The 16,787-nt window shown below is 28.5% G+C and carries 18 protein-coding genes; all 18 read right to left on the bottom strand.

What is annotated here, in order from left to right:
* Window positions 1-25: 25 nt before the first annotated feature.
* From FYJ26_RS00285 to FYJ26_RS00200, 18 genes are read right to left on the bottom strand one after another with little or no spacing between them, the layout of a single operon-like run.
* Complete coding sequence (locus tag FYJ26_RS00285; RefSeq protein ID WP_154538743.1) at window positions 26-595, bottom strand: cell division protein SepF; 570 nt, start codon at window positions 593-595, stop codon at window positions 26-28.
* The gene (locus tag FYJ26_RS00280; protein WP_154538742.1) at window positions 588-1,259 is read right to left on the bottom strand and encodes a YggS family pyridoxal phosphate-dependent enzyme; all 672 of its coding nucleotides are present in this window, start codon (window positions 1,257-1,259) and stop codon (window positions 588-590) included. Before FYJ26_RS00280 ends, FYJ26_RS00285 begins: the two co-directional genes overlap by 8 nt.
* A gap of 8 nt (window positions 1,260-1,267) precedes the next feature.
* A complete protein-coding gene (locus FYJ26_RS00275; protein ID WP_154538741.1) occupies window positions 1,268-2,248 on the bottom strand; it encodes an NAD(P)H-dependent glycerol-3-phosphate dehydrogenase in 981 nt (326 codons plus the stop codon).
* 8 nt (window positions 2,249-2,256) lie between these two features.
* Entirely contained in the window at window positions 2,257-2,835 is a 579-nt protein-coding gene (gene plsY / locus FYJ26_RS00270; protein ID WP_154538740.1) for a glycerol-3-phosphate 1-O-acyltransferase PlsY, read from the bottom strand.
* Complete coding sequence (der, locus tag FYJ26_RS00265) at window positions 2,832-4,148, bottom strand: ribosome biogenesis GTPase Der (protein WP_154538739.1); 1,317 nt, start codon at window positions 4,146-4,148, stop codon at window positions 2,832-2,834. Before der ends, plsY begins: the two co-directional genes overlap by 4 nt.
* 22 nt (window positions 4,149-4,170) lie before the next feature.
* Entirely contained in the window at window positions 4,171-4,584 is a 414-nt protein-coding gene (locus FYJ26_RS00260; RefSeq protein WP_154538738.1) for a SoxR reducing system RseC family protein, read from the bottom strand.
* A gap of 10 nt (window positions 4,585-4,594) precedes the next feature.
* A complete protein-coding gene (gene aspS, locus FYJ26_RS00255; RefSeq protein WP_154538737.1) occupies window positions 4,595-6,352 on the bottom strand; it encodes an aspartate--tRNA ligase in 1,758 nt (585 codons plus the stop codon).
* Window positions 6,353-6,360: 8 nt separating this feature from the next.
* Complete coding sequence (locus FYJ26_RS00250) at window positions 6,361-6,966, bottom strand: MBL fold metallo-hydrolase (protein WP_154538736.1); 606 nt, start codon at window positions 6,964-6,966, stop codon at window positions 6,361-6,363.
* 13 nt (window positions 6,967-6,979) lie between these two features.
* Complete coding sequence (gene dtd, locus FYJ26_RS00245; RefSeq protein WP_154538735.1) at window positions 6,980-7,429, bottom strand: D-aminoacyl-tRNA deacylase; 450 nt, start codon at window positions 7,427-7,429, stop codon at window positions 6,980-6,982.
* Window positions 7,429-9,606 carry a RelA/SpoT family protein gene (locus FYJ26_RS00240; RefSeq protein WP_154538734.1) on the bottom strand — a complete coding sequence of 726 codons (2,178 nt, stop codon included), beginning with the start codon at window positions 9,604-9,606 and terminating at the stop codon, window positions 7,429-7,431. Before FYJ26_RS00240 ends, dtd begins: the two co-directional genes overlap by 1 nt.
* A gap of 6 nt (window positions 9,607-9,612) precedes the next feature.
* Window positions 9,613-11,343 (bottom strand): single-stranded-DNA-specific exonuclease RecJ, encoded by a 1,731-nt coding sequence (recJ, locus tag FYJ26_RS00235; protein ID WP_154538733.1) that lies wholly within the window; start codon window positions 11,341-11,343, stop codon window positions 9,613-9,615.
* Between the two features lie 59 nt (window positions 11,344-11,402).
* The gene (gene yajC, locus FYJ26_RS00230) at window positions 11,403-11,672 is read right to left on the bottom strand and encodes a preprotein translocase subunit YajC (protein ID WP_154538732.1); all 270 of its coding nucleotides are present in this window, start codon (window positions 11,670-11,672) and stop codon (window positions 11,403-11,405) included.
* Entirely contained in the window at window positions 11,662-12,786 is a 1,125-nt protein-coding gene (gene tgt / locus FYJ26_RS00225) for a tRNA guanosine(34) transglycosylase Tgt (RefSeq protein WP_154538731.1), read from the bottom strand. The genes yajC and tgt overlap by 11 nt, the downstream gene beginning before the upstream one ends.
* 8 nt (window positions 12,787-12,794) lie before the next feature.
* A complete protein-coding gene (gene queA, locus FYJ26_RS00220; RefSeq protein WP_154538730.1) occupies window positions 12,795-13,817 on the bottom strand; it encodes a tRNA preQ1(34) S-adenosylmethionine ribosyltransferase-isomerase QueA in 1,023 nt (340 codons plus the stop codon).
* The gene (gene ruvB / locus FYJ26_RS00215) at window positions 13,804-14,826 is read right to left on the bottom strand and encodes a Holliday junction branch migration DNA helicase RuvB (protein WP_154538729.1); all 1,023 of its coding nucleotides are present in this window, start codon (window positions 14,824-14,826) and stop codon (window positions 13,804-13,806) included. The genes queA and ruvB overlap by 14 nt, the downstream gene beginning before the upstream one ends.
* Before the next feature lie 9 nt (window positions 14,827-14,835).
* Window positions 14,836-15,426 carry a Holliday junction branch migration protein RuvA gene (ruvA, locus tag FYJ26_RS00210; RefSeq protein WP_154538728.1) on the bottom strand — a complete coding sequence of 197 codons (591 nt, stop codon included), beginning with the start codon at window positions 15,424-15,426 and terminating at the stop codon, window positions 14,836-14,838.
* On the bottom strand, window positions 15,426-15,920 hold the full coding sequence (ruvC, locus tag FYJ26_RS00205) for a crossover junction endodeoxyribonuclease RuvC (RefSeq protein ID WP_154538727.1): 495 nt from the start codon (window positions 15,918-15,920) through the stop codon (window positions 15,426-15,428). The genes ruvA and ruvC overlap by 1 nt, the downstream gene beginning before the upstream one ends.
* A gap of 39 nt (window positions 15,921-15,959) precedes the next feature.
* Window positions 15,960-16,709, bottom strand: coding sequence for a hypothetical protein (locus tag FYJ26_RS00200; RefSeq protein ID WP_229771181.1), 750 nt, complete (start codon window positions 16,707-16,709; stop codon window positions 15,960-15,962).
* Window positions 16,710-16,787 lie beyond the last annotated feature (78 nt).

The raw sequence follows: 16,787 nt of genomic DNA, 5'->3' as shown, positions 1-16,787 counted from the left end.
AAATTAAAGACCGACTTTAGCCGATCTATAATTGATTATAATTTCCTGTAGAAATTTGATCTTCAACATAATTATCTATATCAATCCCCTTAGGACATATTACAAATATACCTTTTGATACTTTTTCTACTTTACCATCTAGTGCATATACAGCCCCAGATACAAAGTCTAATATTTGTCTTTTTTTATCAACTTCTAGCATTTCTAAGTTAAGTACTACTACTTTTTTATCTAGTATATCATCAACTATTTTAGGACCATCTTCATCATAAGAAATTGGTTCTTGAATTGAAATTCTAAACCTAGAAGATGAACTTTGACTAAAGTTTTTATTAGAATCGTTCATACTAAGTATGTTATCTCCTCCCCTAGTTTTTCTTTGTTGATTATTTGAAGAGTAATTATTTGAATAAGAAGAATATACACTACTAGTATCACTTAGATTAGTACTTGTCTTATAGTCATATGTAGAACTAGGTGTATAAGTATTATCTATATTTTCTTCTTTTTTTTCTTCTTCTCTCATTTCATTATCATCTTCATAGTCATCGTATTCTTCATTAATACCTATAAAATCCTTAAATTTTTCAAACATTATTGTACATCCTTTTACCAAAAATTTTTGACCCTATTCTTACGATATTTGAACCTTCTTCAAGGGCTATCTTATAATCGTTAGTCATTCCCATTGAAAGATATATCATATCAATATTATTATAACTTAAATTGGATAATTTATCGAATGTTTTTTTAAGCTGTCTAAAACAGCTTCTAATTAGCTCTTTATTTTCTGTATCTGGAGCAATTGTCATTAAACCTTTTATATGAATAAAATCTAAATTTTTAGCCTCATTTATAAAGTTTTCAATTTCTTCTATATAAATACCAAACTTTGTCGCTTCTCTTGAAACATTTACTTGTATAAGGCAATCTTGGACTATGCCAAGATTTTTTGCTCTAGAATTAACCTTATCTAAAATTTTTAGTGAATCTATTGAGTGAATTAATTTAACCTTACCTACGATTTTATTTACTTTATTTGATTGTAGGTGACCGATTAAATGCCAATTTATATCCTTATTTAAAAGCTCTATTTTTCCAATAAGCTCTTGGACTTTATTTTCACCAAAATCTCTTAGACCACAGTCATAAGCTTCTTTGATTTTCTCTATGCCATGAGTTTTACTAACTGCTAAAAGCATAGCATCGTAATTTTTCAAATCATTTTCTATTGATTTTATATTATCCTTAATTGTCATAATACCACCTAATATTCACTTTTTTTATCCCTATTCATCAGATTTTTTACTGATATGCTAGGATCTTGACCTTCGTACAAAACTCTATAAATCTCAGTAGTTATTGGTAGATCCAAACCTTCCTTGTTTGATAGTTCATAAAGTGCCCTGGTAGTAGGTATTCCTTCTACAACCGTCTTTACTTCATTCATCGCTTCATCTAAGCTATAGCCTTTTCCGACTAAAATTCCACACCTATTATTTCTTGAATGATTACTTGTAGCAGTTACAATTAAATCACCAATACCACATAATCCATTAATAGTCTTACTAGAAGCTCCATGACTTATAGCGAATTTATTCATCTCAAAAATTCCTCTAGTCATTATAGCAGCCTTTGTATTATCGCCAAATTTTAATCCTGTTGCCATACCTATTCCAAAGGCTAAAACATTCTTAATAGCTCCACCAATTTCTACTCCTATCACATCATCCGAAGTATATACTCTTAAATAATCACAGGTAAATAAATCTTGTACATTTAAAGCGATTTTTTGATTTTTTGATGCACAAACCAAAGCTGTTGGCATTTTATCAATAACCTCTTCTGCATGAGATGGTCCACTTAATACCGCATACTGACACTTGCTATTTAATTCTTCAATAATTTCAGAAATTCTCTTATATGTTTTAATCTCTATCCCTTTAGAAAGATTTATTAATATTTTATTGCTTAGCTTTTCTTTAACCCCTTCTAAAACCTCTCTGATTGCTTGAGTTGGAATAGCATTAATTAAAATTTTATTTCTAAAAAGATCTTCAATATTATCAGTTGCCCTAATATTTTTGTTTAATAGTTTATTAGGAAAATATTTTTTATTAATATGCTTATTGTTTATATTGTTAACATCTTTTTCATTTCTAGCATACATTAAAACTTTGTTATTTTCAGCTAAAACACAAGCTATGGCACTAGCCCATGATCCTGCTCCTATTATTGAAATTTCCATATTTTTCCTCAAAACATTTTCTTTTCTTCATTATTTTTAATTCTTATTATATTACTCCTATGTTCTACTATTACAAATACTGCGACTATAAATATAACTATAGTAAAAGCGTGCATAGAATAGAAATAATAAGCTATAAAAGGTGCCAAAAATGCAGCTGTAAGAGATGCTTTTGATACTGTTCTTGTTATAAGAAAAACTACTACAAAAGCAAATAAAAGTATAAAAAATACTCTTAAATCATAAGCAAACAAAGCTCCTGCAGATGTTGCAACACCTTTTCCACCCTTAAATTTTAAAAATATTGAAAAAATATGACCAATTATAACAAATACTAGAGCAAGTAAAGCAAAACTATTCCCATAAAAGAACAAAGGAATGTACACAGCAACCAATCCCTTTGCTATATCTAAAAATAAGGTAAAGCATCCAGCCAAAGGACCAAAATTTCTAAATACATTTGTTGTTCCAGGATTTCCACTACCTAAGCTTCTTATATCTTTTTTAAAAAATATTTTTCCAATTATATATGAAAAAGGAATAGAGCCTATAAGATATGAAATTATAGCTATCAATATATATATCATTTTTCTTTCCTTTCTCTTACATCAAATATAAATGAAACTCCTTTTAGGCTATAATTTTGTCTAATTTGATTTTCCATATACCTAAGGTAAGAAAAATGCATAAGTTGCCTATCGTTAACATAAAGTAAGAATTTTGGTGGTGCCGTTTGAACTTGAGAGATGTAAAATATTTTCAACCTTTTTCCCTTATCTTGTGGTGTAGGATTCATCATAATTGCATCTTGTAATATTGTATTAAGTATTCCTGTTTTTATTCTTGTATGATAGTTATTGTCAACAATTTCAATCAAATTTAAAAGATCAGTGATCCTTTGTCCCTTTAATACCGATATAAATATTATAGGTGCATATAAAGCAAAAGATAATTTATTTCTTATATCCATTTCCATATTTTTCATGGTGTTAGTATCTTTTTTAACTATATCCCATTTATTTACAGCTATAATAATTGCCTTATTCCTATTGTGAGCATATCCCGCTATTTTAGCATCTTGTTCTGTAACACCTACTGTAGCATCTATCAAAAATAAACAAATTTCAGAACTATCAACAGCATCAAATGTTCTTTGGTTAGCATAATACTCTATATTATCGATTACCTTATTTTTCCTTCTAAGACCTGCGGTATCTATAAGGACATAATTTTTATTATTATATTGCCAATATGAATCAATAGCATCCCTAGTAGTTCCTGCAATATTTGTTACAATCATCCTGTCTTCATTAAGCAAATAGTTTACTAAAGATGATTTACCAGCATTAGGTTTACCTATAATAGCAATTCTTGTTGCGTCAAGATCTGTATCAAACTTTGAAAAATCTATAAAAGAAATTATCTTATCTAAAAGATCCCCTAAGTTTTTAGAACCTTCTGCAGAAATAGCTATAAGATCATCAAATCCAAATTTATAAAAATCATATAAGTGATCTGGAATTTTACCGCGATCTATTTTATTCGCAACAATTATTACCTTTTTATTATATTTTCTAATTTCATTTGCTATATCTGAATCATGAGGATTAATTCCTTCTCTTCCATCAACAACAAAAAGAATCAAATCTGATTCGAACAGAGCTTTTTCAACTTGTGATTTAACTTCTTGATTCATAATATCTTTATTTGATATATCAAGCCCACCTGTATCTGCAAGTATAAATTCATGACCAGTCCATTCTACTTTATCGTAGACCCTATCTCTTGTTACTCCGTTTACATCTTCAGTAATGGCCTTCCTTTTTCCAACTAATTTATTAAAAAGGGTAGATTTACCAACATTTGTTCTACCCACTAAGGTTACTATTGGTGCATTCATATTATCTCCATTTTATATCTAATTATATTTTTCTAATTTTAATTAAATTCTTATTCTTGTATCTTTTATCATAAACTCTTAAAATAATTAATGAAATTAGTAAGAATCCAACTATAAATAACAATGTTAGTAGATTTTCATCAAATCCTTTATTAGAAAATACAGTATTGGCTAAAATAGCTCCTATAGTCATCATTGAAACTGGAAACAAGTAAGTTAAATAACTTACTTTGTTTACAGTTTTTACATCACTATCAAGAAATACAAAATCTCCAGGATTTAGGTCATCATTAGTAAAAGTTGTGTAGTATGAAGGTTTAACTTCACAACCTCCACATGTCGAGCATGATCCACATCCTGAATCTCTTTGAATCATAACTTTAACATTACCATTATTATTTTCAACAACTATTCCTTTTTTACTAATAATTTCCATATAACCTCTTTCATTTTTTTATTTCTATATTTAATTCATTTAAGCTTTTATCATCTACAATACTTGGAGCATGTGTTAAAGGACATGTAGCAGACTGAGTTTTTGGAAATGCTATTATATCTTTAATATTATCTGTTTTTGCAAATAACATAACCATTCTATCAAGCCCATAAGCAAGTCCTGCATGTGGAGGTGTGCCATATTGTAGAGCTTCTATAAAAAATCCAAATTTTTCTTTAATGTCTTCATCTGACAACTTTAAAGCCTTAAATACTTTTTCTTGTAATTCTTGATTATTGATTCTAACAGAACCTCCACCCATTTCATCTCCATTAATTACTATATCATAAGCTTGGGTTCTTACTCTTTCAGGTTCTGTTAATAATAAATCTATATCTTCTTCATTAGGCATTGTAAAAGGATGATGTTGAGAAACATACCTATCTTCCTCTTCACTATATTCAAACATAGGAAAGTTTACTACCCAACAAAATGCATACTCTTTTTCGTATAAATTATTATCCTTTGCAACTTTTCTTCTTAAAGCACCGAGACCTTCAAGTACGTTTTTGTCTTTATCTGCAGCTATTAAAATTAAATCTCCATCTTTTATATCTAATTTCTCCTTCAGCTTTTTAACTATATCATTCGTTAAAAATTTCTTTATAGATGAATTAATATTATCGTCACTATTAAATTTAATATAACTTAATCCTTTTAGACCATAGTCTTTTACAAAGTCTGTTAGTTTATCTAGTTGTTTTCTAGAATAAGAATCAGATAAAGATGTAAAATTGATAGCTCTAACTGAATATCCTTCTTTTATATTATCTTTAAATACATTAAAATCGCTATCTTTAAATACTTCTGAAATATCATTAATTTTATAACCATATCTTAAATCAGGTTTATCTGAGCCATAAGAGTTCATCGCTTCACTATAATCCATTCTAGGAATAGGTAGCTGTAAGTTATAATCAGTAAATTGATCAAATAGTTTTTTGAGCAAGCCTTCATTTACACTTATTACATCATCTTGTGATGCAAAACTCATCTCTAAATCTAATTGTGTAAACTCTGGTTGCCTATTTGCTCTTAAATCTTCATCTCTAAAACATTTAACTATTTGGAAATATTTATCTAAAGAACCAATCATGAGCAATTGTTTCATTAATTGTGGAGATTGAGGCAGTGCATAAAATTTACCTTGATTAACTCTTGATGGTACTAAATAATCTCTTGCACCTTCTGGAGTAGGTTTAGTTAAAAATGGAGTTTCTACTTCTGTAAATCCCATATCATACATATATTCCCTCATACTTCTTACAATATCAGATCTTAGCTTAAGATTTCTTTGTACTGAAGGCTTTCTCATATCAAGATATCTATATTTTAATTTAAGATTCTCTGAAACATCATCATCATCTTTAATATAAATTGGAGGTGTTTTAGCCTTATCTAATATGTTTATTTTTTCTGCTACAATTTCTATATTTCCTGTTGGAATATCTGGATTTTTAGATTCTCTTTCACGAACTTTACCCTTAACTTCAAGGACATATTCTTGTGAAACATCTTTTAGAATTTGGTAATTATACTTATCTTCATCTCTAGTAACTATTTGTGTAATACCTGTCTTATCTCTAAGATCTATAAATACTAAAGAGCCAAGATTTCTTTTTTTGGCTACCCAACCCATTAAAACAACTTTTTCTCCAACATTTTCTATTCTTAATTGACCACACATATGGCTTCTTTTAAATTCCATATTACCTCCTAATTTAAAAATGGATTATTTCTTTTTTCATATCCGATTTTACTTTCTTCACCATGACCAGGATATATAATAACATCGTCATCATATATAAATAATTTATTAATAATAGATGAAATAAGATTATTGTAAGATCCACCTGGAAAATCACTTCTTCCTATTGATTGTTTAAAAAGAGTGTCTCCAGTGAAAATATTATTACCTAATTTATAAGACATGGAATCCAAGCTATGACCGGGTGTTTTTATTGCTCTAATATTATACTTTGAAAAAATCTCTCCGTCTTTAAGAAATCTATTTATTTCTATATCTAGGTCTCTAAATCCTCTTGACAGATTATAATCAGGGTCTTTAGCTATATCTTTACTATCCTCACTGGCATATACATCAACATTATACTTATTTTTGAAATATTTAAGACCTAATAAATGATCAAAATGAGTATGGGTTAATAAAATAAAGTCTATTTTTATATTATTAACTTCTATAAATTTTTCGATTTTACCTTTAGGGTATACTGGATCTATTAAAAAACCATTCTTCGACTCATCATATACAATATAGCAATTAGCCATCATTGGACCATCTTCAATTTTTTTGATATACATAAAATACCTTTCGCTAATATATTTTTTCACTATCTAATTGTATAGTTACGGGACCATCATTTATCAATGATACTTCCATATGTGATTGAAATCTACCAGTTTCAACCTTAAATCCGTCTATTTTTAATTCTTCTATTAGTATTTCATAATATTCTTTTGCCTTATCAGCACTAGACGAATTTATGAAAGAAGGTCTATTACCCTTACGAACATCTCCATATAATGTAAATTGACTAACTATTAAAATATCACCACCTACATCTTTAACAGATAGATTCATCTTACCTTCTTCATCTTCAAAAATCCTAAGTTTTTCTATTTTCTTTTTTATATAGTCTATGTCTTCTTTATTATCTCTATCAGTAACCGCAACAAAAACTAAAAAACCCTTGCTGATTTTTCCTACAAGTTCACCCGCTACTTCAACTTTTGCTTTTTTTACTTTCTGTACTATCGCTCTCATTAACTTTTCAACCTATAAATACTTTCTATTGTTTTAATTGTTTTAAGTTTCATAATCAATTCATTTAGTTTATCAGTGTTTGGAACTAAAACTGTTAGGTCAATTATTCCTTCATGTTTTTCATTACTTCTTACATTCATAGCTTCTATACTAACATTTTCAGTAGATATTAATTTTGTAATTTCAAAAATTATTCCAGTACCATCAATAGTAGTTATTTGGATCTTAACAGGAAATTCATCATCCTTTTTATTTTGCCAGTATACATCAATCAATCTCTCTGGAGTCTTAATATTTGTAATATTAGGACAAGTTCTTACATGCACACTTATGCCATTTCCTTTTGTTATAAAGCCAACTATCTTATCTCCTGGAACCGGATTGCAACATTTAGCAAACTTCACCTCAACTTCTTCATCTAAATCACTAACCCTAACTTCATTTGAAAAAGATTTTTTTGAAGAAGTCCTCTTAATATCTATTTTTGACTCGGTTTTAGGTATTTCATCTTTATGCTTTTTAATAAGTTTTTGTATTACTTGTTCAGTATTTGTCCTACCAAAGCCAATTGATGCATACATTTCGTCAGGAGTTGGAAAGCCTAAATCATTCGCAACTTCTTCAAGCCAAAAATCTTTGATATCTCTTTTGTAAATTTCGTTATTTTTTCTAAGCTCTCTAAATAAATTATCTTTACCTATTTCAATATTTTCTTCTTTACGATGTCTTTTAAAAAACTGTTTTATCTTACTTTTTGCTTGATTAGATTGGACTATGTTTAACCAGTCTCTAGAAGGTCCTTGAGAATTCTTACTAGTTAAAATCTCAACAACATCTCCAGTATTTAGTTTATGCGAAAAAGGAACAATTTTTCCATTAACTTTGGCTCCCACACACATATTTCCAACTTCTGTATGGATTCTATAAGCAAAATCAATAGCACAAGAGTTGACTGGTAATGAATAAATTTCTCCTTTTGGAGAGTAAATGTAGATTTCTTTCGAAAAAAAATCTCCCTTTAATGTATCTAAAAACTCCTTACTATCAACATCTTTACCACCTTCTTTTTGCCATTCCATAATTTGCCTTATGAATGTAAGCTTTTTATCAAATTCAGTTGATTTAGACTTATTTTCCTTATATTTCCAATGTGCAGCTATACCATACTCACATTCATAATGCATTTGTCTAGTTCTTATTTGAACTTCAAAAGGTTTCGAATCCTCACCAAAAACAGTTGTATGCAAAGACCTATAACCATTTGGCTTAGGTTGTCCTATATAATCTTTAATCCTATTTGGTATTGGACGCCAAATAGAGTGAACTTTTCCTAAAACTTCATAACATTCAGCAACAGTATCTACTAAGACTCTTACGGCAGTTAAATCATATATTTCATTAAATTCTATTTTATTACGAGTCATCTTTTTATATATAGAATAAAGTCCCTTGGGTCTTCCTGAAATTTCAAAATTTATATTTGATTCATCTAAAGATTTATCTAATGTCTGAATTATTTCATTAATATATTGTTCTCTCTCTCTTCTTTTAGTATGGACCATTTGAGCAAGCTCATAATATTCTTCTGGATTTTGATATCTAAAACATAAATCCTCAAGCTCCCATTTCATTGTATATATACCAAGCCTATGGGCCAGTGGAACATAAATTTCTAAAGTTTCCCTTGCAGTTTGTTTTTGCTTTTTCTCAGTCTTATATTCTAGTGTTCTCATATTATGTAGTCTATCAGCAAGTTTTATAAGGATAACCCTTATATCATTACTCATAGCTAGAACCATCTTTCTGATATTTTCTGCTTGTGTTTCTTCCTTAGTTTTATAGCTTAGATTTTTGAGCTTGGTTACTCCATCTACTAAAAATGTAATTTCTTCGCCAAACTTTTCTTTCATTTCATCTTCAGTTACTGTAGTATCTTCTAATACATCATGCATTAGTCCTGCACAAATAGTTTGATCATCAAGTTGCATATTTGAAATTGTTGTGGCAACAGCTATTGGATGGATAAAATAATCTTCTCCTGAATTTCTTTTTTGGCCCCTATGATAATATTCGGCAAAATCATATGCTCTTTTAATTAAATTTATATCTGCCTTTTTATTGTTTTTTAAAATAATCTCTTTAAATTTTATAAATTCTTTTTGAAAATCTTTTGCCATAGGTACCTACCTTATATCAATAAGCCTTAGTTGTAAGCTTTTTTTATTTCTAAATTCATTTATCTCTGGATAAAATACAGCGTCAATCTTTGAGCCAACTATATTTGAGCCAAATTTATCCACAAGATATTTATAATCTTCTACTGCACTAAATTTTATAGCATTTATATCTCTACCATTTTTACTTAGAATAAGCTTCAATATATCTTTATTTTTGCCAATTATATCTATTGATTTAATAGCTAAATCTTTGTCCGCAAATTTTGCTTTTGGATTATCTTTTCCATATGGTTCAAAATTATTTAAACTTTGGGCAAACTCCAATGATATTTTCTCTATAGGAATTCTAGCATCTATATTGATTATAGTTTCAAAATCGCATTCTTTTAATGGCGATTTATTATTAAGTTTTAACCTAAAATCATTTATTAAATCTTTCTTAATAGAAAGTCCACAAGCCATTGGATGACCTCCAAATGACTCTAACATACTACTTAAAACATATACTTGCTTATAAATATTATAAGCTTCAATACTTCTACCTGATCCCTTTAAAATTGACCTATCTTTACTTTCTGTAAAAACTATGGAAGGCTTGTTGTATTTTTCCTTAATCCTTCCAGCAATTATACCACAAATACTTTCTTCAATATTTGGAGTATGAACTATTATAATATCATCATTATATAATTTATAATCATTAATTATATCTAAAGTCTTTAGAAGACCTTCTTGTGTTAAATCTTTCCTCTCATTATTTAAGCTTACAAGTTTTCTAGCATATGTAATAATCTTTTCTGAATCTTGTTCTAACATTAAATCTACAGCAAGCTTTGCTGTAGAAAGTCTTCCACTTGCATTCATACATGGACCTATTACAAAACCTAGAGTATATGCAGTAACCTCTTTATTCCAAGAGTTTTCATCTAAAAGTGCTTTTATTGCTAATTTATAAGTATTATTAATCCTTTTTAAACCTTCTATAACAAAAATCCTATTTTCGTCTGTCAATGAAACTATATCACAAACTGTACCCATAGCTACATATTCCAACAAATCATATAGGTAATTTTCATCTGCATCAAGTCTCTTATATAGAGCCTGCATCAACTTAAAACTTATACCAGCCCCACATAAGTCATCAAAAGGATAAGTACTATCTAATCTTTTTGGATTAATTACTGCATTAGCGTCTGGCAAGATTTGTCTTAACCACTCACTATCACCTTCTTTTTTTACTTGATGATGGTCAGTTACAATAACATTTATGCCATTTTCTCTGAGTTTTTTTACTTGTTCTATTGCAGTAATACCATTATCGCAAGTAATAATTAGACTTACCCTTTCATCTATAGCCTCATCTATCATCCTGTCACTTATGCCATAACCATCCATTACCCTATCTGGTATATCATAGCTAATATCATCATAAAAATATAATAAACCATCTAGGAGGGTCATAACCGAACTAATTCCATCTTGATCATAATCACCAAATATTCTGATAGATTCACCCTTTTCCATAGTATCAACTATTAAATCAATTGCTTCTTTCATATCAGGTAATAAATAAGGGTCATGAAGTTTATCTAGGCTTGGATTTATAAAAGAATCCACAACTTTCGGATCTAAAATATCTCTATTGGCTAATATCAAAGCTTGAAGTTTACTTATATTTTTATTTTTTAGATTTTCTTTGTAATTGTTTTTTTTATTAAATATATACCACTTATTCATTATTACCTCTCTTGTTATTAAATTATACCATTTTTATAGTTAATATAAAGAAAGAGGCATTAAGCCTCAATTAAAGATTCTATGGAATTAAAATCTATAAGAATATATGAAATTTTATCGTCTTTTCCTGTTACTATCAAACACTCTGTGTTATCATATTCTATGACCTCACCAATAATCTTAGACTCTGTAATAACTCTTGAACCTATTTTTATATTTTTTTTGATAAACTTTTTATTTTCTTTACGCTTTTGATCTTCTCTAATGGTCGTGAAGTAAAATATCAAAGCTAAAATAATAAGTACTATATATTCTAATTTAGGAATCATAGCCGTATTTTGTATAAAACTCTTTTTTATATTCTAAGAACCTATCTTCCATAATTGCTTTCCTAATGTTTTCACACATTTTTAATAAAAAATATAGATTATGATAGGTTAGTAATCTTGCACCTAAAATTTCGTTTACATTAACTAAATGTCTAATATAAGCTCTTGAGTAATTCTTACATACATAACAATCACATTCATGGTCTAAAGGAGAAAAATCCTCTTTATATAATGCATTTCTTACAACAAGTCTTCCATGAGATGTTATAGCGGTTCCATTTCTTGCAATTCTAGTAGGTAGAACACAATCTGCCATATCTATACCGGTTTCAAATGACTCAAATAAAAAGTCTGGACTTCCAACACCCATATTATATCTAGGTTTATCTTCTGGTAAAAGTGGTGTAGTGTATCTAAGAAGTCTAATCATTTCTTCTTTTGGCTCTCCTACTGAAAGACCACCTATTGAATATCCATCAAAATCCATAGCACAGGTTTCTTCTACAGATATCTTTCTTAAATCTTCATACATACCACCTTGTATAATACCAAACAGAGACTGATCTTTGTGTGAATTAGACTTATGATAGTCTAAACCTCTTTTTGCCCACCTTATAGTTCTATATACAGATCTTTCTACATAATCATGATCAACTGGATATGGAATGCACTCATCAAAACTCATCATAATATCAGAATGAATATCATTTTGAATTTCTATTGATTTTTCTGGTGTAAATAAATGCTTAGATCCATCTATGTGAGACCTAAAAACAACTCCATCTTCAGATATATCTCTCATTTCTGATAAAGAAAAGACTTGAAATCCACCACTATCAGTAAGAATTGGACGATTCCAATTCATGAATTTATGAAGTCCACCAGCTTTTTTCATAATATCCATTCCTGGCTTTAGATAAAGATGGTATGTATTTCCTAAAATAATTTTAGCATCAATTTCCTTTAGTTCCTCTACAGTCATTGCCTTAACGCTTGCTTTGGTACCTACAGGCATAAAAATCGGCGTTGGAATATCTCCGTGTTCTGTGTGAATAATTCCTGTCCTTGCATTAGAGTACTTATCTTTTTTTATTAATTCATATTTTATCGGCATTTTTTCTCCTACTTTAAAAACATCGCATCTCCGAAACTGAAAAACCTATATTTTTTAGCTACAGCATCATTGTAAGCATCCAGTATTATATCTCTGCTTGCAAAAGCTGAAACTAGCATAATTAAAGTCGACTTAGGTAAATGAAAATTTGTTATCTGACAATCAATAACTTTAAAATCAAAACCTGGATAAATAAAAATATCTGTAAAATCAGAGTCTTCTTTTATACAATTGTTCTTTTTATATACTGATTCAAGTGTTCTTGTAGTTGTAGTTCCTGTTGATATTATCCTTTTATTGTTTTTTTTAGTTTTGTTAATCAAACAAGCTGTTTCTTTACTAATACTGTAATGTTCTGAATGCATTTTATGATTTTTTACATCATCTACTTTTACTGGCCTAAAAGTTCCAAGACCAACATTTAGGGTAATAAAGGCAATGTTAACACCCTTGTTTTTTATTTTTTCCAACAAATCTTTAGTAAAATGGAGTCCAGCTGTAGGAGCTGCTACAGAACCTGGTATTTTTGAATATACTGTTTGATATCTTTCTTTATCCTTTAATTTCTCTTTTATATATGGTGGTAAAGGCATATTTCCCAAACCATCTAGAATTTCTCTAAATATTCCACAATAATAAAATTCTACAATTCTATTACCGTCTTCTTTTATATCAATAACCTTTAATCTTAGTTTATCAGAGAAGATACACTCTGTTCCTATTTGCATTTTTTTACCAGGTCTTACTAAAACTTCCCAAAAATCATCTTTTATATTTTCTAGTAGAAAAACTTCAATCTTTTCTTCCTTATAAGGCCTATGCCCAAATAACCTTGCAGGAATAACTCTAGTATCATTCATTACAAGAAGGTCACCTTCATTTAGGTAATCTATAATATCATAAAAATGTTTATCTTCTCTTTTTCCTGTTTTTCTATCAACTACCATTAGTCTTGAATAATCTCTTTTTTCAGTTGGATGTTGAGCTATTAGTTCTTCAGGTAAATTGTAATCAAAATCATCTGTTTTCATTCTTATCCTCATATTTCAAATTATAGTGTCTATAAGCCTTTTTAGTAAGCATTCTACCCCTAGGAGTTCTTGTTAAAAATCCTATTTGAAGAAGATAAGGTTCATAAACATCTTCTATAGTGACATTTTCTATTCCTGTTGAAGCAGCTATTGTATCAATACCCACAGGTCCTCCAGAAAAATTTTCATACATTGTAAGTATAATTTTTTTATCCATACTATCAAGACCCATATTGTCAACTTCTAATAGCTCTAATCCTTCACAGGATGTCTCATAATCGATTATTTCATCTTTCTTGACTATTGCATAGTCTCTTACTCTTCTTAATAGTCTGTTGGCAATTCTAGGAGTTCCCCTACTCCTTCTTGCTATTTCATATGCTCCACTATCTTCTATAGATATATCTAATATACCAGCAGATCTTTTTACAATTCGAGTCAAATCTTCATTATTGTATAGATTTAACGATAAAAGAACACCAAACCTATCTCTTAAAGGCGCAGAAAGCATTCCTGCTCTTGTTGTCGCACCAACTAAAGTAAATTTCTCTAGATCAATCCTTATAGATTGGGCATTTGGTCCCTTACCTACTATAATATCCAAAGCAAAATCTTCCATAGCTGGATAAAGTATTTCTTCTACTGATCTATTTATCCTATGTATTTCATCAATAAATAAAACATCTCCCTTATCTAAATTTGTAAGAATACTTGCAAGATCCGATGGTCTTTCTATAGCAGGACCACTTGTAATTCTAATGTTTACACCTAATTCATTAGCTATTATATTAGAAAGAGTAGTTTTACCAAGTCCTGGGGGACCTTGTAACAAAACATGATCTAAAGATTCTCCTCTTTTCAGAGACGATTCTATAAATATTTTAAGTTTTTCCTTTGCTTTATCTTGTCCTATATAGTCTTTTAACCATTTAGGTCTAATAGATAGCTCCTTGTATGAATCATTCAACTGTTCATTACTGCCTACTATCCTATCATTATTATCATACATTAAATCACCCTAAATCATCTTTTTTAAGCTTTCCTTTATTATTTCTTCTAATGTAAGATCAGTATCCTTTAAGTCAAATAATACCTTATCTATACTATTTCTTTCATACCCAAGATTTAATAAAGCCTCTCTTGCTACATTAATCTCACTATTGGTTTTTGTAGTATTTATTTCATAATCATCAATATTGTTTATTGGCATCTTCTTAACCTTATCAACAAGCTCGAGTATAATTCTTGATGCTGTTTTTTTACCTATACCTTTAGCCTTAATTAGTGTATCTATATCGTTATTAATTATGGCAAATTTAATCTTATCTACATTTAAAGATGATAAAACTGCTATAGCATTTTTAGGTCCAATGGTTGATACACTAGTTAAAAGTTCAAACATTTCAAGCTCTTCTTTAGAAGAGAATCCAAATAAAGATATATCATCTTCTCTTACATTCATTTTAGTAAATATCTTATATTCACTGTTAATTTCAAGCTTACTAATAGTGTTTAATGAAGAATTTATCAAAAATCCAAGATTTTTATTTTCAATAATAAAACTATCTTCATTAATGTATTTTACCTCTCCAATTATATAACTTATCATTAATTCATCCTAAATTGTTCTTTAAATCTTTGACTAAATACTTGTGTTAGAGCAATTGCTAAAGCATCTGCAGCGTCATCTGGCTTTGGTATCTGACTCAAATTTAGCAAAGTAGTAACTGTCTTTTGCATCTGGGTTTTAGATGCTCTTCCAAATCCTGTAATAGCCTGTTTTATTTGAAGAGGAGTATATTCATAAATAGGCAAATTATAATTTTGTGCACATAAAATTTGAACTCCCCTAGCATGTCCAACAGTTATAGCAGTTTTTACATTTTGATTGAAAAATAACTCTTCAATTGCAAACTCATCTGGTTTAAATTCACAAATAATCTGCTCTAAATTATCATATAAATGTTTTAATCTTTCTGGTGTTTTACTTTTTGATGAAGTTGTAATAACTCCATTTTCTAAAACTCTTATTCTATTTCCTTTAGTTTCTAAAACACCATAACCCATGATTGCTATTCCTGGATCTATTCCTAATATAATCATTATCCACCTTCTTAACAATTAAAAAAGGGCTCCTGCCCTTTAATGATATCTATTTATTACTTCTTTGCAAAGCCCTTTCCAATAATACTCAGCATAAACTTCAACAGCTACATTGTATAAGTGATTTGTTAACTTATCATTAATTTCTTGTGCTTGTTTTAAAGTTATATCTTCAGTGTATATTAAATCCATATCAAATGCTAATTGCTTATTAGTGTTAACATCTATATTTAATACCTTAAATTTTAGATAAGTGTCAGAATATTTTTTCACATTTTTTCTAATATTTGCAATTAAATTCTTATCATTGAAAGTAATTTTTTTAAATTCATTTTTAATTAAAGAAATTTTTTCGTTTGTTTCAGTAAAAATCTCTTTTTCTTCAAATAAAAAAGATACCCCATAATATTCTATAGCAAGGTATTCTAACTTATCAATCAATTTCTTATTTTCAAAGGCCTTAAATTCACTTTTTAATGATAAAAGAAATTCAAACCTATTTAAATCATCACCTATTGTTTGATTTAAACTTCTTAAGACCTGATCAATATCTGATAAGTACCAAAAGTTTCTTTTAATATTTTTTAAAATGTATTTTCTTATTTGAAAATTAGACTTATCAAAATCAGAAAATTTGATATCATCGTATAAAGACATCAGTGTATTTAATGATGAGATGTCATCTTTTATTAAATAATTATATTCAAGTTTTTCAATTATTGGTTTTTTTTTCGCACTTGATGTCATTTGATATATCCCTCTTATTAGTCTGTAAATAAATTTTAACATAAAATCAAATAAAATTATTTATATATATTTGTTCATAAAATAAAATAGCTAAAAAATAAGTAAATATTATTCATAATG

The sequence above is a fragment of the Anaerococcus porci genome (genome assembly GCF_009696575.1).
GTDB classification, from domain to species: domain Bacteria; phylum Bacillota; class Clostridia; order Tissierellales; family Peptoniphilaceae; genus Anaerococcus; species Anaerococcus porci.
The sequence above is the reverse complement of the archived record's forward strand: the minus strand, read 5'-3'. Positions and strand labels throughout refer to the sequence as shown.

Excerpts from the sequence above, each read along its gene's own strand:
- ruvA (WP_154538728.1), bottom strand. The coding sequence starts at position 15,426 with ATGATAAGTTATATAATTGGAGAGGTAAAATACATTAATGAAGATAGT.
- tgt (WP_154538731.1), bottom strand. The coding sequence starts at position 12,786 with ATGCCGATAAAATATGAATTAATAAAAAAAGATAAGTACTCTAATGCA.
- FYJ26_RS00250 (WP_154538736.1), bottom strand. The coding sequence starts at position 6,966 with ATGTATATCAAAAAAATTGAAGATGGTCCAATGATGGCTAATTGCTAT.
- FYJ26_RS00260 (WP_154538738.1), bottom strand. The coding sequence starts at position 4,584 with ATGGAAATTATTAGTAAAAAAGGAATAGTTGTTGAAAATAATAATGGT.
- FYJ26_RS00200 (WP_229771181.1), bottom strand. The coding sequence starts at position 16,709 with ATGTTAAAATTTATTTACAGACTAATAAGAGGGATATATCAAATGACA.
- queA (WP_154538730.1), bottom strand. The coding sequence starts at position 13,817 with ATGAAAACAGATGATTTTGATTACAATTTACCTGAAGAACTAATAGCT.
- ruvC (WP_154538727.1), bottom strand. The coding sequence starts at position 15,920 with ATGATTATATTAGGAATAGATCCAGGAATAGCAATCATGGGTTATGGT.
- FYJ26_RS00275 (WP_154538741.1), bottom strand. The coding sequence starts at position 2,248 with ATGGAAATTTCAATAATAGGAGCAGGATCATGGGCTAGTGCCATAGCT.
- recJ (WP_154538733.1), bottom strand. The coding sequence starts at position 11,343 with ATGAATAAGTGGTATATATTTAATAAAAAAAACAATTACAAAGAAAAT.
- yajC (WP_154538732.1), bottom strand. The coding sequence starts at position 11,672 with ATGATTCCTAAATTAGAATATATAGTACTTATTATTTTAGCTTTGATA.
- FYJ26_RS00285 (WP_154538743.1), bottom strand. The coding sequence starts at position 595 with ATGTTTGAAAAATTTAAGGATTTTATAGGTATTAATGAAGAATACGAT.
- plsY (WP_154538740.1), bottom strand. The coding sequence starts at position 2,835 with ATGATATATATATTGATAGCTATAATTTCATATCTTATAGGCTCTATT.
- ruvB (WP_154538729.1), bottom strand. The coding sequence starts at position 14,826 with ATGTATGATAATAATGATAGGATAGTAGGCAGTAATGAACAGTTGAAT.
- der (WP_154538739.1), bottom strand. The coding sequence starts at position 4,148 with ATGAATGCACCAATAGTAACCTTAGTGGGTAGAACAAATGTTGGTAAA.
- FYJ26_RS00280 (WP_154538742.1), bottom strand. The coding sequence starts at position 1,259 with ATGACAATTAAGGATAATATAAAATCAATAGAAAATGATTTGAAAAAT.
- FYJ26_RS00240 (WP_154538734.1), bottom strand. The coding sequence starts at position 9,606 with ATGGCAAAAGATTTTCAAAAAGAATTTATAAAATTTAAAGAGATTATT.
- aspS (WP_154538737.1), bottom strand. The coding sequence starts at position 6,352 with ATGGAATTTAAAAGAAGCCATATGTGTGGTCAATTAAGAATAGAAAAT.
- dtd (WP_154538735.1), bottom strand. The coding sequence starts at position 7,429 with ATGAGAGCGATAGTACAGAAAGTAAAAAAAGCAAAAGTTGAAGTAGCG.